Origin of the sequence: Lysinibacillus sp. NPDC093197 (assembly GCF_044754025.1) — a bacterium.
Classification (GTDB): domain Bacteria; phylum Bacillota; class Bacilli; order Bacillales_A; family Planococcaceae; genus Lysinibacillus.
The window spans coordinates 900241-916793 of the sequence record NZ_JBIVOH010000001.1 but is presented as its reverse complement, the minus strand read 5'-3'; the positions used below and the strand labels follow the sequence as shown (position 1 = coordinate 916793).

At 37.5% G+C, this 16553-nt stretch carries 14 protein-coding genes; 9 read left to right on the top strand and 5 right to left on the bottom strand.

What is annotated here, in order from left to right:
* Positions 1-22: 22 nt before the first annotated feature.
* From ACIP9G_RS04705 to ACIP9G_RS04690, 4 genes are all read right to left on the bottom strand, one after another.
* Complete coding sequence (locus ACIP9G_RS04705) at positions 23-991, bottom strand: 4-hydroxy-3-methylbut-2-enyl diphosphate reductase (protein ID WP_340823667.1); 969 nt, start codon at positions 989-991, stop codon at positions 23-25.
* 69 nt (positions 992-1060) lie between these two features.
* Entirely contained in the window at positions 1061-1615 is a 555-nt protein-coding gene (gene vrrA, locus ACIP9G_RS04700) for a VrrA/YqfQ family protein (protein WP_340823669.1), read from the bottom strand.
* Positions 1616-2034: 419 nt separating this feature from the next.
* Complete coding sequence (locus ACIP9G_RS04695) at positions 2035-2739, bottom strand: response regulator transcription factor (RefSeq protein WP_340823671.1); 705 nt, start codon at positions 2737-2739, stop codon at positions 2035-2037.
* Complete coding sequence (locus ACIP9G_RS04690; RefSeq protein ID WP_401017763.1) at positions 2732-5443, bottom strand: ATP-binding protein; 2712 nt, start codon at positions 5441-5443, stop codon at positions 2732-2734. Before ACIP9G_RS04690 ends, ACIP9G_RS04695 begins: the two co-directional genes overlap by 8 nt.
* A 365-nt stretch (positions 5444-5808) precedes the next feature.
* Here ACIP9G_RS04690 and kdpA point away from each other — a divergent pair, with 365 nt between their 5' ends.
* From kdpA to kdpC, 3 genes are read left to right on the top strand one after another with little or no spacing between them, the layout of a single operon-like run.
* The gene (gene kdpA / locus ACIP9G_RS04685) at positions 5809-7503 is read left to right on the top strand and encodes a potassium-transporting ATPase subunit KdpA (RefSeq protein ID WP_340823674.1); all 1695 of its coding nucleotides are present in this window, start codon (positions 5809-5811) and stop codon (positions 7501-7503) included.
* Positions 7504-7518: 15 nt separating this feature from the next.
* Positions 7519-9582, top strand: a complete 2064-nt coding sequence (gene kdpB, locus ACIP9G_RS04680) for a potassium-transporting ATPase subunit KdpB (RefSeq protein ID WP_401017761.1) — start codon at positions 7519-7521, stop codon at positions 9580-9582.
* A 12-nt stretch (positions 9583-9594) separates the two neighbouring features.
* The gene (gene kdpC / locus ACIP9G_RS04675) at positions 9595-10236 is read left to right on the top strand and encodes a K(+)-transporting ATPase subunit C (RefSeq protein ID WP_340823677.1); all 642 of its coding nucleotides are present in this window, start codon (positions 9595-9597) and stop codon (positions 10234-10236) included.
* A 152-nt stretch (positions 10237-10388) separates the two neighbouring features.
* Here the strand turns inward: kdpC and ACIP9G_RS04670 are convergent, their stop codons facing one another.
* The gene (locus ACIP9G_RS04670) at positions 10389-10568 is read right to left on the bottom strand and encodes a hypothetical protein (RefSeq protein ID WP_401017757.1); all 180 of its coding nucleotides are present in this window, start codon (positions 10566-10568) and stop codon (positions 10389-10391) included.
* A gap of 259 nt (positions 10569-10827) precedes the next feature.
* On the opposite strand from ACIP9G_RS04670, the gene ACIP9G_RS04665 reads away from it, so the two are divergent.
* The 6 genes from ACIP9G_RS04665 to ACIP9G_RS04640 all read left to right on the top strand — a co-directional run bounded on the left by ACIP9G_RS04665 (position 10828) and on the right by ACIP9G_RS04640 (position 16547).
* Positions 10828-12129, top strand: coding sequence for a DEAD/DEAH box helicase (locus ACIP9G_RS04665; protein WP_340823678.1), 1302 nt, complete (start codon positions 10828-10830; stop codon positions 12127-12129).
* Between the two features lie 12 nt (positions 12130-12141).
* On the top strand, positions 12142-13035 hold the full coding sequence (locus ACIP9G_RS04660; RefSeq protein WP_340823679.1) for a deoxyribonuclease IV: 894 nt from the start codon (positions 12142-12144) through the stop codon (positions 13033-13035).
* 243 nt (positions 13036-13278) lie between these two features.
* On the top strand, positions 13279-13716 hold the full coding sequence (locus ACIP9G_RS04655; protein ID WP_340823681.1) for a LytTR family DNA-binding domain-containing protein: 438 nt from the start codon (positions 13279-13281) through the stop codon (positions 13714-13716).
* Positions 13717-13728: 12 nt separating this feature from the next.
* Complete coding sequence (locus tag ACIP9G_RS04650) at positions 13729-14163, top strand: DUF3021 family protein (protein ID WP_340823683.1); 435 nt, start codon at positions 13729-13731, stop codon at positions 14161-14163.
* A 174-nt stretch (positions 14164-14337) separates the two neighbouring features.
* A complete protein-coding gene (locus ACIP9G_RS04645; RefSeq protein WP_401017754.1) occupies positions 14338-15639 on the top strand; it encodes an alpha/beta hydrolase in 1302 nt (433 codons plus the stop codon).
* A gap of 119 nt (positions 15640-15758) precedes the next feature.
* A complete protein-coding gene (locus ACIP9G_RS04640; protein ID WP_401018168.1) occupies positions 15759-16547 on the top strand; it encodes a lipid II flippase Amj family protein in 789 nt (262 codons plus the stop codon).
* The last annotated feature ends 6 nt before the right edge of the window (positions 16548-16553 follow it).

Genomic DNA, 16553 nt, shown 5'->3' with positions numbered 1-16553 from the left:
ACATTGCCTTAAGTCGGTTAAATTAATAAGGCAAAATTTTATCGACAGGCTTAGGCGTTTTTATTTTTGGTAAAATTTTATCAAGTGTAACTGTGCGTTGGATACTATGCGTCGTTTCGTCACTTTCATCAAATTGCTCAAGGAAGTTAATAACCTCTTTCACAATAGGTGTTGGTGTTGATGCACCTGCAGTGACTGCAACCGTATTAATTCCTTTTAACCAATCAATTTTAAGCTCAGAAACATCTGCAATACGGTAAGAAGGTGTACCTGCAATTTCTACTGATACTTGTGTTAGACGGTTCGAGTTATTGGATTTTGGATCGCCAACAACAATTAATAAATCTGCTTCCCCTGCTTGCTTCGCAACGGCTTCTTGACGAACTTGCGTTGCTAAACAAATTTCTTTATGCACTTCAATATGTGGGAATTTCTCTTTTAAACTATCCATTAAATGAGCAACATCCCATTGACTCATAGTCGTCTGGTTCGTTACTAGCAATTTATCATTTGTTAAGTTTAATGCATCAATATCCGTTGAAGATTGTACTAAATGAACATGGTCTGGAGCAACACCGATTGCACCTTCTGGCTCTGGATGACCTTTCTTACCAATATAAATAATATCGTAGCCTTCAGCTGATTTTTCACGAATTAAATCGTGTGTTACTGTTACGTCAGGACATGTAGCATCAATGGATACTAGGCCTTTGCGTTTCGCAATTTCACGAATTTCAGGTGAAACACCATGCGCCGTGAAAATAACAGTGCCCGTTTCAACCTGTTCAATAATTTCTAAGCGATTATCGCCGTCTAGTGTAATGATACCATCTTCTTCAAAGGCATCTGTAACATGTTTATTGTGCACAATCATCCCTAAAATGTAGATAGGTCTTGGTAATGTTTTATCGAGTGCGGCGTTACGTGCAATGACCATCGCATCAACAACACCGTAGCAATAGCCACGTGGATTAATTTTTAATACTTGCATGGTTGTGACTCCTTTCAAGCTTACCTACCTACATTATAACGGACAGGCACGGCGAATACAAAGAAACCTTCACTCCATAGGTGGCTGGAAAATACGCGGTTTGGATGGAATTGGTTCTCGTGGGGTAGGCGCCGCATTTTTTTGCGTTGAACGTTTACCTTTAGAGGAGCCTGCTACTTTACTAGCTGCCACTGCATCAGTTGCAGCAGCTGCTGCAACCCCTGCTGCCGCTCCAGCTGCTGGGAGTCCCTGAAAACCTTTATACAGTTTTAAAAGTGAAGGGATGTTTTTCACCATCGGCATTGCTTGTTGTATATAAGGGGTATACGTTTTGGCAGAGTTAAATAAACTATTTGCTTGCTGTAAAAATGAACCGATTTTGGAAGGTTCCTGTACGGGTGGCGTCGGCATTTGCCCTCCGAATGCCCCCCTCATTCCACCGGACATTGGAAATCCACCTGGAATTCGTGGTTGAGGAAAACCTCCAGGCGGATAAAAGGACTGCGGTGACATCTGAGGAGGTGTTGGCATCCGCATTTGCGCAGGCATTTGCGCTGGCATCTGCGCAGGCATTTGCATGCCACCCGGATACATCGGGTATTGATAAGGTGGTCTAAATACCATAATGATCTCCTTTCATTGTATGCTTTTCATTGATGACATACCTGATTATAGATATGATATGCAGACGCTGATGTTAGCGTTCGACAAATGCTAATAAATGAACAATAGAAAGAGCTCCTATGTGCTCTTTCATATTAGGTTATGTAAGTCACGATAGAATGGATTGTGGGGTAAAGAAAATTCTAAAAAAATACACAAAACATTGTATAATATTTTGTGTATTTGAGCTTATTTGGGTAAAAAAATTGTTCTGCATCGGTAGATGAAATGTTTTCTGTTATTGAATAGTCGAATTGTCTTCTACAATTGAGTAAAGGCATGTCTCCATAGAATAGGAGCCCTGCGCACAGATTTTTACCGTGTAGAAATGGAGTTGTTATAGTTTAATGGCTTATTCGACAGTGCCTTTTGTACTTTCATTATTCATCATCATTAACTCGTAGCATTCTATATCCAACACGAACGTGAGTCTGAATATACTTTGGTTGTGATGGATTTTCTTCTATTTTCTTTCGAAGAGTCGCCATAAATACACGAAGACTTGGTACATCTGACTGAAGTGCATTTTGCCAAATCTCTTTCAATAAAAAATTATGTGTAAGTACTTTACCAACGTGCTTAGATAGCACGACTAAAAGTTTATACTCGATAGGAGTCAAGTGCACTTCTACACCGTTAACAAACACGGTGTTTGCCAAATAATGAATCTCTAACTGACCATTAATAAACACTGCGGACTCAGCTTCAAGCTGATGTTCGCTACTAGTTCTTCGTAATGCAACACGGATACGAGCAAGGAGCTCCTCCACGCTAAAAGGTTTTGTGACATAGTCGTCAGCTCCAGCATCTAAGGCGTTAATTTTATCGAATTCTTCACCACGTGCACTAACAACAATAATGGGTGTTTGGGTCCAGCCGCGTATTTTATTAATAAAATCTATCCCGTCCATATCTGGTAAGCCTAAATCGAGGATAATGACATGAGGCTTCAACGAAATAGCTTTTTGCAAGGCACTAGAACCATCCTGTGCAATATCGAATTCATAGTGCTGTGTAGTTAAGGTCATTCTAATTAAATTGCCGATTGCTACATCATCTTCTACGACTAAAATCCGCTTATTCATTTATACTGACAACTCCTTTTTTTAAAGTAAAACGAAAGATGGTTCCAGTCGGGTAGTTATCTGCAACTTCTAATTCACTATCATGTAATTTTAAAATTGTTTGACATAATGCTAACCCTAAGCCTAAGCCCCTTCGACTATCACTACGCTGTACTTTGCCCGTTATAAACGGCTCAAACAGTTTTTCTTTTAACGAATCGTCAATACCTGGTCCATTATCAGTAATACTAATGTCCACAAATTGGCCTCTATCTTTTGCTATGAAAGAGATGTCACTACCTGCAGGTGTATAGGTTAGTGCATTATCTATAATATTTATAATTACTTGAATCATCAGGCGTGCGTCCATCAATGCCATGACTAAATCAGGCTCTACATGATAAGAAATATTATGTGTATTGTCACGTGGAGTAACATGTTGTAACGCCTCTTGAATAATATCCTCCACTAGCTCTAATTGCATCTCTAATGCAAATTGCCCATCTTCTAACATCGAAACTGCCAGTAAGTTTTCAACCATCTGAACAAGCCATTTTGAGTTCTTATATATATCTTCGTATAATCGTGTTTTTTCGATTTCGGGAATATGAGCTTTATTTGTTAACAGTATATCTGCATTCCCTGAAATAGTTGTAAGCGGTGTTCGTAAATCATGTGAGATGGCACGCAAAAGATTAGCTCTCATCTGTTCAAGTTCCGCTTCTCTTGCAACTTGCGCATTTAAATTTTGCAAATACCATTTATCGAGAGCAAATGAAAAATCATTCATAATGGCATGTAATATATTACGTTCAAATGCGGGTAGAGGTGCTTGCTTAGAAAGAGCAATTCCCACAATGCCCTTAACGCTTCCATTTGAAATAACAGGTAAATAATAGCCATTTACTTCAGGAAATATATCTGTTGATACACCAGCAAAATGGTTATTATTAATAACCCAATGTATTACACCTAATTCATTTGTATTTTGAAAGAGTGATGCTACTTTAGTGTTCTCCATATTAGATAGACTTGCAGTTGGGAAAAAAATAGTGTTAGTAATTGATTTCTGTTCTATTTCAAAAAATTGAACAGGTTTTTCTACTAATTTAACAATTTGTGTCATGCCTTCAGTAATGATTTCTTCGATAGATTTGGCATGTTGTAGCTTGCGATTTGTTTCTAGTAAAACTTCCATCCGATAAGATTTACGAACAGCAACGATGGCCTGCTCTTTTATCTTTTTTGTTAAGCTGCTTGTGATGATGCCAGAGAAAAACATAATCAGAAAAGTAATAGGATAGTCCCGATGATAAGCTTCTAGGGAAAATCGTGGCTCAGTGAATAAAAAGTTGAATAGAAGTACAGCCACTGCAGAGCTAACAATGTTCATCAGCCATCCGGACGACCATATCGCAAGGATTAACACAGTAAGAATATAAATCGTAATAATATTGGATTCGCTGACTCCTATTGTAAAGAAAAATAAAGCTAAAAAAGAACCCAAGATAAACACTACTGCCATTTTTAATAAATCTAACCATTCAATCGTTAATCGATTTCGAACGCCAGTAGGAAAATACAATTGTTCATTTTCTTGATCTGGAACAATATGAATAGTTAAATTCGGCGCGAATTCATTGAGCCGGTCACTGATTTTCGGATGCGGCAGCCACCATTTCTTTTTCAAAGCAGTTCTGCCAAGTACTAGCTTTGTGACCCCACTTAATTGTGCATAGTTTGCTAGGGCAGCTGCGACATCATTCTCTTGAACGATTACGACATGGCCTCCAAGTTGCTCGGTCAATTTAATATGTTGTTGCAATCGTTCAGCATTCGCTTCATTAAAACTACTTTCTTGCACCTTTTGCACAAAAAGGGCAGTGAATTTACCATGTAATGCTTGGGCAAGTCTTGCGGCAGTGCGAATAACTTTTGCATTTGTTGGAGAGCTACTAATACCAACTAAAATATGCTCTTCAATTTGTTTCGGTTGACTAATCGATTCGCAATCGTTTACGTGTTTGTAATTAATCGTATCTGCAGTCCTACGAAGGGCAATTTCCCGAAGTGCAACTAAATTTTGTTTGCGAAAAAAAGATGCTAATGCTTTTTCAGCTTGTTGCTTGTGATAGATTTTGCCTTCTTTTAAGCGTTGAATTAACTCATCAGGTTCAATGTCCACAATTTTAATAAGTGCTGCTTGATCAATTAAATAATCTGGAATGCGTTCTCGCACTTGTACCCCCGTAATATCTTCTACCACATCATGAAGACTTTCAATATGTTGAATATTTACAGTTGTATATACATGGATACCTTTCGCAAGTAATTCTTCTACATCCCCAAACCTTTTTGTATGTCGCATAAGTGGAACATTTGTATGTGCCAACTCATCGATTAGCACAATTTCTGGTTTGCGTTTCAATACGGCATCTATATCTAATTCTTGAAAGTTTCTCCCTTTATAATGAATATTTCTAGTCGGTATTTGCTCAAGTCCGTCAAGTAAGGCTAATGTTTCTGGACGTGGATGTGGCTCTATATAGCCAATTACTACATCTTTGCCTAGTTTTTTTGCTAGATGGGCTGCATCTAACATGGCATACGTTTTACCTACACCAGCAGCATAACCGATAAAAATTTTCAGTCTACCGACAGTTGCTTGCTCCTGATGAATCCTTGCTAAAAACTCTTCTGGAGTGGGGCGCTCATTTTCCATCATCCTTCACCTCATTTGTATTATAGCGTCATCTGACATTAAGAAAGTGTAAAGATTTAACCCCTTTATCGTTTCTTAATATAAAAAGCGATTTCCTAACACTATATTAATTTCAAAGTCAGTATGATGAAAACATCAAATGGAGGGAATGGTGATGTGAATTGATGGACTTTTATATGATTGGCTTATTAATCATTAGTTTCGCCAGTCTATATGCATTAACAATTTGGTGCTATAAGTTAGTCGAAGAGTAGGGGGAATGAATATGGGAATCGTTATTGGCATTATACTTATCTTACTTTTTGGATATTTAGGGTACGCCCTTTTATATCCAGAAAATTATTAATAGGATGCAGGAGGAATAGAGTATGTGGCAAATAGCCATTGTTTGTATGATTTATTTACCGCTTGTTATCTTAACGGGTCATTATCTTTTTCATGTAACGATGCATAAAAAAACATGGCTCGATCCAGTGATGGATAAAGTAGATGATGTCATTTATAAATTATGTGGCATAAAGCAAGTGGATATGACCGGAAGACAATACGTGCTGTCGTTAATTATGTCGAATGCTTTGATGGTGTTCATTGGCTATATGCTGTTGCGCATTCAATCTTATCTGTTGTTAAACCCTAATGAAATTGAAAATATGGAGGCAACGCTATCCTTTAATACGATTATTTCGTTTATGACAAACACAAATCTGCAACATTATAGTGGTGAATCGGGTTTAAGTTATTTGTCACAAATGCTCGTCATTATTTTTATGATGTTCACATCAGCAGCGACAGGCTATGCAGCATGTATGGCGTTCTGCCGACGTTTAGTGGCAAAAAGTGATACTTTGGGCAATTTTTATGTAGATTTTGTACGTGTTATCACACGTGTATTAATGCCAATTTCAATTGTAGTTGCCATTATTTTAGTATCGCAAGGTTCGCCTCAAACATTAAGTGCGAATAAAACCGTCCAAACAATCGAAGGAAAGATGCAAGATATCGCACTTGGACCTGTTGCATCGCTTGAATCGATTAAACATGTTGGTACAAATGGAGGAGGCTTTAATGGAGCCAATTCGACGACTCCTTTTGAAAACCCTTCAGTTATATCCAACATCGTAGAAATGCTATCTATGATGTTGCTACCTGGGGCTTGTGTTATAGCATTCGGCTTGATGGTTGCTTATAGAAAAAAGAAGACGATAGTTGGTAAGCAAGGGCTAGCAATCTTTGGTGCCATGAGTATGCTGTTTCTAATTGGACTAGTAACAGTATACATAGCTGAGCGTGCTGGAAATCCACTTATTAGTGAGCTAGGTATTACACAGGAACTTGGCAGTATGGAAGGAAAAGAAATGCGTTTTGGTATAGCACAATCGGCTCTGTTCACTGCTGTCACAACTGCTTTTACAACTGGCTCTGTCAATAATATGCATGATACTTTAACACCGCTTGGTGGTCTTGTGCCGATGTTTAACATGATGGTAAACGTTGTATTCGGTGGTAAAGGCGTTGGGCTAATGAACATGATGATGTATGTGCTACTGACAATATTTATTGCGTGTTTAATGATAGGCCGCACCCCACAATTTTTAGGAAAGAAAATTGAGGAAAAGGAAATGAAGCTTATAGCGCTTTGTATTTTAATTCATCCTGCCATCATCCTGCTATTTTCTGGGCTCGCTGTTGCTACGACAGCAGGAGTAGCGGGCATAACAAATCCAGGGGCGCATGGTTTATCGCAGGTGTTATATGAATTTGCTTCAGCATCTGCCAACAATGGTTCTGGCTTTGAAGGATTAGCGGATAACTCGACATTTTGGAATGTATCGACAGGGCTAGCGATGTTTTTCGGACGCTATTTAACCATCATAATTCAATTGGCAATTGCTTCGTTACTTGCTAAAAAAATGTTGCATAGCGATTCAATTGGAACATTGAAAACAGATACATCGATGTTTACATTTTTGCTTGTAGGAATTGTACTAATGATTGGTGCATTGACATTCTTACCATCATTGGCACTTGGTCCAATTACAGAGCATTTACAAATACATTCCTGATGAGGAGAGAAATAAATGGAAACTGTAAGAAAAAGCTTTATTTCGAGCGATATGATGAAGCAATCCATGATTGGCGCGTTGAAAAAATTTAATCCATTTTATATGATCAAAAATCCCGTAATGTTCGTTGTAGAGGTCGGATTTATCTTTGTGCTATTGTTATCGTTTTTCCCCAATTTACTTGGGAGTGGGGGAGGCGAGCATGATCGACTCTATAATGTTATTGTAGCTATTATTCTTTTTGTGACGATATTATTTGCTAATTTTGCAGAGTCTATAGCAGAAGGGCGAGGTAAGGCTCAAGTTCAAACGTTAAAAAATACAAAAACAATTACACAGGCACGAGTTCTTTTAGCGGATGGTTCGGAAATAATGAAACAGGCACATGAGCTGAAAAAGGGAGATATTGTATTAGTTCAAGCAGGGGAGGTCATTCCAAACGACGGCGAGGTAATTAAAGGGATTGCAACAGTCGATGAATCGGCTATTACGGGTGAGTCAGCACCTGTCGTAAAAGAACGAAGTGGTGACTTTTCAGCTGTTACAGGTGGAACGACTGTCACAAGTGATTGGCTCATAATTGAAATTACTTCACTGCCAGGAGAGTCATTTTTAGATAAAATGATTACGCTTATAGAAGGGGCTAGTCGAAAAAAAACACCCAATGAAATTGCGTTAAATACATTGTTAGTAAGTTTAACGATAATTTTCTTATTAGTTGTCGTGACATTATATCCTATGACGACTTATTTAAATGTTCACATCTCTATTGCAACATTAATTGCACTAACGGTTTGTTTAATTCCAACTACAATCGGTGGCTTACTTTCCGCCATTGGTATTGCTGGAATGGACCGTGTGACACAGTTTAATGTTATTGCGATGTCGGGAAGAGCTGTAGAAGCGTGCGGTGACGTAGACACACTAATATTAGATAAAACAGGAACAATCACTTATGGCAATCGCATGGCATCTGAGTTTCTACCTGTAAAGGGAGTAGCACAGCTAACATTGATGCAAGCTGCATGGCTTAGTTCCTTAACCGATGACACACCTGAAGGGAAATCTATATTATCGTTGGCATGCAATTTAGGTGTGAATACGACAGATGAAAAACAAATCATTAAAACAAGTGAGCATATGGCATTTTCTGCACAAACACGGATGAGTGGCTTAAATTTGAAGGATGGCACAAAAATTCGTAAAGGGGCTTACGATACGATTAAACAAGAAAGCATCGCTGCAGGGCATCCTATCCCTCGAAATTTGGAGCAGTTAGTCCATCAAGTATCATCTGTTGGGGGGACACCACTTGTTGTGTCGATGAATAATAATATTTTAGGCGTAATCCATCTTAAAGATGTTGTAAAATCGGGTTTAAAAGAACGATTTGAACAGTTGCGGGCAATGGGCATTAAAACAATTATGTGTACAGGTGATAATCCACTAACAGCAGCGGCTATAGCTAAAGAATCAGGAGTGGATAGCTTTATTGCTGAAAGTAAGCCTGAGGACAAAATAAAGGTCATAAAAGATGAACAGGCACTTGGGAAAATTGTTGCGATGACAGGGGACGGAACGAATGATGCACCTGCTTTGGCGCAGGCAAATGTTGGTCTTGCCATGAATTCAGGGACGAATGCAGCAAAAGAGGCTGCAAACATGGTAGATTTAGATTCAAATCCAACTAAAATAATCGAAGTTGTAGAGATTGGGAAACAATTATTGATGACGCGTGGCGCACTTACTACATTTAGTATTGCAAATGATGTTGCGAAATACTTTGCGATTATCCCTGCTATGCTGATGGTGGCAGTACCAGAAATGAGCTCACTTAATATTATGCAACTCTATTCACCAACAAGTGCCATCATTTCTGCTTTAATTTTTAACGCGGTCATTATTCCGTTATTAATTCCTATAGCGTTAAAGGGTGTAAAGTATAAGCCGATGAGCGCTGCAAAATTATTACAGAAAAACTTGTTCATTTATGGACTCGGTGGCATCTTTGCCCCCTTTATCGGGATAAAGGTGATTGATTTACTAGTAGGGCCACTGTTAACCATGCTTGGGCTATAGGAGGAAAATGACATGAATAGATTTTGGGACAGCGCAAAGCAAGCATTATTTGTATCATTAACAATGTTTGTATTATGTGGTTTGATTTATCCTTTTACTGTGACTGGCATTGCACAAGGGCTATTTAATGAGCAGGCAAATGGTAGCATTGTTGAAGTTGATGGCAAAGCTGTTGGTTCAGAACTGCTAGGGCAAGCCTTTACATCACCAGCATTTTTTGGGGGACGTGTTTCTTCTATTAATTATAATGTATATGCAAAGGAAGATATTGTACCAGATGAACATGGCGCAACTGTTTATGGAGGAGTTAGCTCAGGTACCTTTAACTATGCACCGTCCAATCCAGAATTAATAAAACGAATAGATGAAGACATTCAGTCATTTTTAGAGGCGAATCCAACAGTCAAACGACAAGAGATTCCTGCTGATTTAATGACAGCCTCAGGGTCAGGTTTAGATCCGCATATTAGTGTGCAAGCAGCACAAATTCAAATTAACCGAATTGCAAATGCAAGCGGGCTGTCAGTGAAGGAAATTGAAGAAATTGTGGAGATTAATACAGAAGGACGCACGCTCGGTGTATTTGGAGAAGAGAAAGTAAACTTTTTAATGGCGAATTTAGATATTTTCAAAAAGATGAAGCAATACGAATAGGCGATACAAAGCATTTATTTATACGGGCAGATAGAGAAAAGGGTGTAGCATAATTTTCTCTATCTGCTTTTAAAGATATGAAACGAAGCTCTATCATTGTGAGTTAACAAGAATATGAATATGATTTTTCTCTTGCATTAACGCTTTTTTACTTAAATAAAGGGATTGTTTGACTGCAATAAAGATTGGCCTAGCTGCATACCCATGTAAATCACCCCACAAATTCCTGTCCAATGTACTTTCATTTTTACTTTTCCATGTGCAATGGCATGCTCTTCAATATTTTCTACACGGATATCTCTCGCTTTATACCATCTTGCTGCTTTCATCATCTATCAACCTCAGCATGTGGAAACTATTCAAATTATTAGTTGGATAAAAATACGAAAAGTTCATTGGATTTTTTTGCATTATTCACACTTTACATTTTTCATTGCATAATAGCCGCAATTAAAGTAAGTTTGTTAAGGGTTAGCGTTGCATCGATGAAAAAAACAAGAGAATATTGTAAATGCTTATGTTAATAGTACGGAAACATACCTAAAAGGCCGAATCATGGTACAATGGGAAAGATGTAAGGAGGAACGAATTATGTCAAAATATACTGATTATAATTTTCAGCCATTTTTGCAGGACGCAATTGCAAAGCTTGGCTTCACAGAACCAACACCAATACAAAAGGAAATTATTCCGCTAATACTTAAAGGGAAAAGTGCGATTGGTCAAGCACATACAGGGACAGGGAAAACGCATAGTTTCCTTATTCCAATCGTGCAACGCATTCAAGTTGACAAGCAAGAAGTACAAGCTGTTATTACTTCGCCAACACGAGAGCTTGCTCAACAAATTTTTGATGCGTTAAATCAATTAATAGAAGGAACAGAGATTCAAGCGAAATTATTTATTGGGGGTACGGACAAACAACGCTCCATTGATAAGTTAAAAACGCAACCACAAATCGTTGTTGGTACACCAGGACGTATTCGTGATCTTGTTTCAGCTCAAGCGTTATTTGTGCATACGGCACCAATTTTAGTTGTGGATGAAGCGGACCTAGCGTTCGATATGGGCTTTATCGAAGAAATTGATGGCTTTGCTTCTCAAATGCCAGAAAAACTTGAAATGTTCGTGTTCTCTGCAACAATTCCAGAACGTCTACAGCCATTCCTAAAAAAATACATGGAAGCACCTGTACACATTCATATGAACGATAAACGTCCAGTAGCAGAAGGTATTGACTTTGTGCTTGTGCCTGTTCGTTCGAAATCACGCAACAAACGTTTACTAGATGTCATTGAAGGCATTAACCCGTTTTTAGCGGTCATTTTTACGAATACACGTAAAAATGCAGAGCATGTTGCTGGCTATTTAAACGAGCAAGGAATTCGCTGTGGTCAAATTCATGGTGATTTAACCCCTCGTGATCGTAAAAAAATGATGAAGCAAGTTCGCGATTTAGAGTTTCAATATATCGTGGCAACAGATCTTGCTGCGCGTGGTATCGATATTCAAGGGATTTCACATGTCATTAACTATGAAATTCCAGAAGATCTAGAATTCTTTATTCACCGTGTTGGACGAACAGCACGTGCAGGTAATAAAGGAACGGCGATTACATTATTTGAGCCTTCAGACGAGGACGCATTAGCACGCATTGAGAAAATGGGTATTCCGTTTGAACAAAAGGATGTCAAAGATGGTGAATGGTCTGAACTAAAAGAACGTCATGCGCGTAAAAACCGAGTGAAGCACGAAAATGAAATTGATGTAAAAGCAAAATCTTTAGTGCGCAAACCGAAAAAAGTAAAACCAGGCTACAAACGTAATATGAAATGGGAAATGGAAAAGATTAAAAAACGCGAACGTCGCATAAAAGCACGCGGCAAAAAATAAGGAGGCATATATATGTTACTTGGCTCACACGTTTCAATGAGCGGTAAAGAAATGCTGCTCGGCTCTAGTAAAGAAGCTCTTTCTTATGGTGCTAACACCTTTATGATTTACACGGGTGCTCCACAAAACACGCGTCGAAAACCAATTGCAGATCTTAATATTATGAATGGTCTATTACACATGAAAGAGCATGGCATGACCAATATTGTTGTGCACGCCCCATATATTATAAATATTGCAAACACTGAAAAACCTGAAACCTTCCGTCTTGGTGTAGATTTTCTACAATCAGAAATTGAGCGCACTGCTGCATTGGAAGCAACACAAATTGTTTTACATCCTGGTGCACATGTGGGCGCAGGAGCAGATGCAGGTATTGCCAAAATTATTGAAGGTTTAAATGAAGTGCTTTCACAAGACTTTCCCGTACAAATTGCATTAGAAACAATGGCAGGTAAGGGAACAGAGTGTGGGCGTTCTTTCGATGAACTTGCCAAAATTATTGATGGTGTTACACATAATGAACGACTTTCTGTATGCTTTGATACATGCCATACGCATGATGCTGGCTACAATATTGTCGAAGATTTTGATGGTGTGTTAAACGAGTTTGATAAGATTATTGGTGTGGATCGTATTAAGGTCCTTCATATAAATGATTCTAAAAATGTTCGTGGCGCAGGGAAAGACCGTCATGAAAATATTGGCTTTGGGCATATCGGATTTGATGCTTTAAAATACGTAGTCCACCATCCTCAATTGATGGACGTGCCAAAAATATTAGAAACACCATTTGTTGCATTAAACAGTGATGCTAAATCAAAAACAGCACCTTATAAATATGAAATTGAAATGTTACGTAGTGGCGAATATAAACCTGAACTTATTGACGCCCTACGAGGATAATCAAACCGTAGACAAACGCAAAAAAATTTGTGTGTGTCTACGGTATTTTTTTTAGTAATGAAACATGGAAATAAGCACTTTCCACTTTCTAAGAGTCCAAATTCATCCGAAAAATATCTTGCAAAAACGAGACATATTCTTTGAATTGTTAAATGTAGGAAGGTATTTGTTAATATTGTATTGTAAATTGATATGTTAAAATGAGACAATCTGAAAGACACAGCACTTTTAGAGGATGATCTTATGAAAATTTCAATAGAAGAAATAAGCAAAGAACTGATAGAAGAAATACTTATCAGGTGCCATGAAGTAGATGAAGAAATACTTGAAATTGTTAATAAGCTGAAAACTGAAACCCCTCTTATACTCGGATATCAAAATGATGGCGTTCATCGAATTAATGTTAGGGACATCTATTATTTCGAAGCAGTTGATGGAAAGGTTTTTAGTTACTGCAAGGATAACGTTTTTGAGGTAAAACATAAGCTATATGAATTAGAAGAGGTATGCAAAGAAGTTCATTGTTTTCGGGCATCCAAATCAACAATAGTAAACATAGCTAAAATTGCATCTATTCACCCGTCTATAAGTGGCCGATTCGTAGCGGTACTTGATAATGGGGAACGTCTTGTTGTATCAAGGCAGTATGTGCCTGTCCTTAAAAAAATGCTAGGATTGTAATAGGAGGTTAATATGAAGTTTTTCGAAATTGTGCAAAAAATCGTTAAAGATTTCTTAATCATCTTCGCATCCATCATCATTATTATTACTATTTTACGGCAAATCTTTTATCCTGAATTAGCGTTTGATTTAATATCAATCTATATTATTATGGCATTTTCATTTTTAAGTGCATTATTAGGATTAATGTTGTATCTAGCTCATGATATAAGCGAGACGAAAATGCGTATAAGGATTGTTCTTCATTTTTTTACACTGGAACTATTATTAATTGCCCTCGCTTGTGGCTTGGATATTGTAAACAATGCAACAGAGGTCATTATTTTGGCACTACAAATTGCATTCATCTATATTTTAGTTCGTCTACTGTCATGGAATAATGATAAAAAAGAAGCCCAAAAAATCAACGAAAAACTAAAGACGTTTAAAAAAGACATTACCCAATAAAATAATAAATTAGCAGTTTTTCTACAAAAAATAGTTAGCGGTAAGCATATAGCTTACTGCTTTTTTACATCTTATTTGCTTGTAGATACAACTTACTGTTTTTCTATATACTTCCCTTCATTGATTTCTTATGATGAGTTCATAAAAAATTAATCGGAAGAAGGGGTAACGACTATGGGGACTTTATTATTATTAATCATGTTGATTTTCGAGATTGCGTTTGCTATTTACTGTATGGTGACAAAGCAAAACCATAAAAAAATAAAGAATTGGGTAAGGGTTGCTGTGTTCATTACTTTTGTAGTGCTTCTCCTTTCATCGGTAATTGATTGGAATTTCAGCTGGGCGATGCTTACAATTGTACTTTTCATTTTCGCAGTAATGGGAATAATTTCTCTGTTGTATAACAAGAGAAATAGGCAATACAAAACATCATCTATAATATGGAAAACTATTGTAACGATATTGGTACTGAGCATTGCATGTGCACCTGCAATTGTTTTTCCTCAATATAAATCACCAAAAGTGACTGGCACATATCAAGTCGCAACAGCTACTTACACATATAAAGACCAAAATCGGATTGAGGAATTTACTGATAAGGGGGACAACCGATTTGTTAATGTGGAGTTTTGGTATCCAAAAAATGCCGATAAATCATACCCTCTCCTTGTATTCTCACATGGTGCAAACGGTATAAGATCAAGCAATACGTCTACCTATACTGAACTTGCAAGTCATGGATATGTAGTCGCTTCAATCGACCATCCGTACCATTCTTTTTATACTGTTTCAGACGATGGAACAAAGGTACTTATTGATAAAGGTTTTAACAGGGAAGTAATTAATTTAAATAAAGAAGGCATATACACGAAGGAAGAAGTTTATGCTCTTATTCAAAAATGGATGAAGCTTCGAACAGACGATATGAATTTTGTCATTGATACAATACGTTCAAAAACTAAAGGTGACAATAATCCCCTGTATCAAGCTATCGATATAGAGAAAATAGGTGTGTTCGGACATTCAATGGGGGGTGCTGCAAGTGTTTGGCTTGGCAGAGAACGTAAAGATGTTCAGGCAGTTGTCAATATCGATGCCCCATTCTTCAGTGAGCTAGTTTATAAGAAAGAGATTGATGATTTTGTGGCAAGAGGGGAAGACTATACAACACCACTACTTAATATTTATTCGGACGATGTTTGGAAGCAACTCGACAGCAACTCGATTTATATAGCGAACAAACCTGCCAATATCCATTTTAAAGATGCATATACAGTTCATTTTCAAGGAGCAAAACATTTAAGCTTAACTGATTTACCACTTTTCTCTCCTATACTTGCAAATATGTTGCAAGGCGGAAAAGCGGACATTGACAAATATTACGCAATTGAAACTGAAAATGAACTCATTCTTAACTTTTTTGACTTTGAATTAAAAGGCATTGGCCACTTTACTCCTGAAGACACATATTAATATTTTATCGGTAGCATGCAGTAGGCGGAACTATTTCGGTCATTAAACGTCTACATGTGAAATAATTGGAAAGTTAAGAGTAGGTATAGAGAGTGGAAATTGTAACAGAAAAATTAATTATGATTGCTTTATTTATTCTCATCATTCATTCAATCGAAACCCTTGCGTATGCAGTCCGTTTATCAGGAGCACGTGTAAGGTTCCTAGCTTCAGCTTTATCGCTTTTTAATGTAATGGTAATGGTTTCGAGGCTAGCGAATATGATGCAACAACCATTTACAGGAAGTTTGGTGGATACAGCTCCTGCTGACAATGCGTTAGCCTATGTAGAAAACCAGTATCGCATTATTATTGGAGCGGCATCGATAGGAACTCTAGTAGGGATATTATTACTGCCAACGTTCGTAGCCATCTTTTCGCGAGGGATAATCCATTTGGCTGAGGAAAGAGGTTCGATTCCAGCTTTATTGAAAAAAGGATTTACGCTTGAATATGTAAGACGTGGAATTAAACATATTCGTAAGCCAAGTTTTTCGTATTTAAAGGGAATTGGCTTACGAGATATTCCAGTAAAATTATTTGTCATTAACATTGTCATTACAGCGATTTATACGATTGGCGTTTTATCAGCTTTATATGCTGGGTTATTAGTACCCGAATTAAGTAACACTGCTGTCATGGCGTCTGGACTAATCAATGGTATGGCGACGATTTTGTTAATTATTTTTATTGATCCTAAAATTTCAATACTTGCTGATGATGTGATCAACAAGCGGGGTAGCTATTTAGATTTAAAAAGAGCGTCTGTTATGATGATGACATCCAGATTTTTAGGAACGATTTTGGCGCAAGTTTTATTTATACCTGGGGCACATTATGTTGCTTGGTTTGCGAAGCTTATTACTTAATTGCTA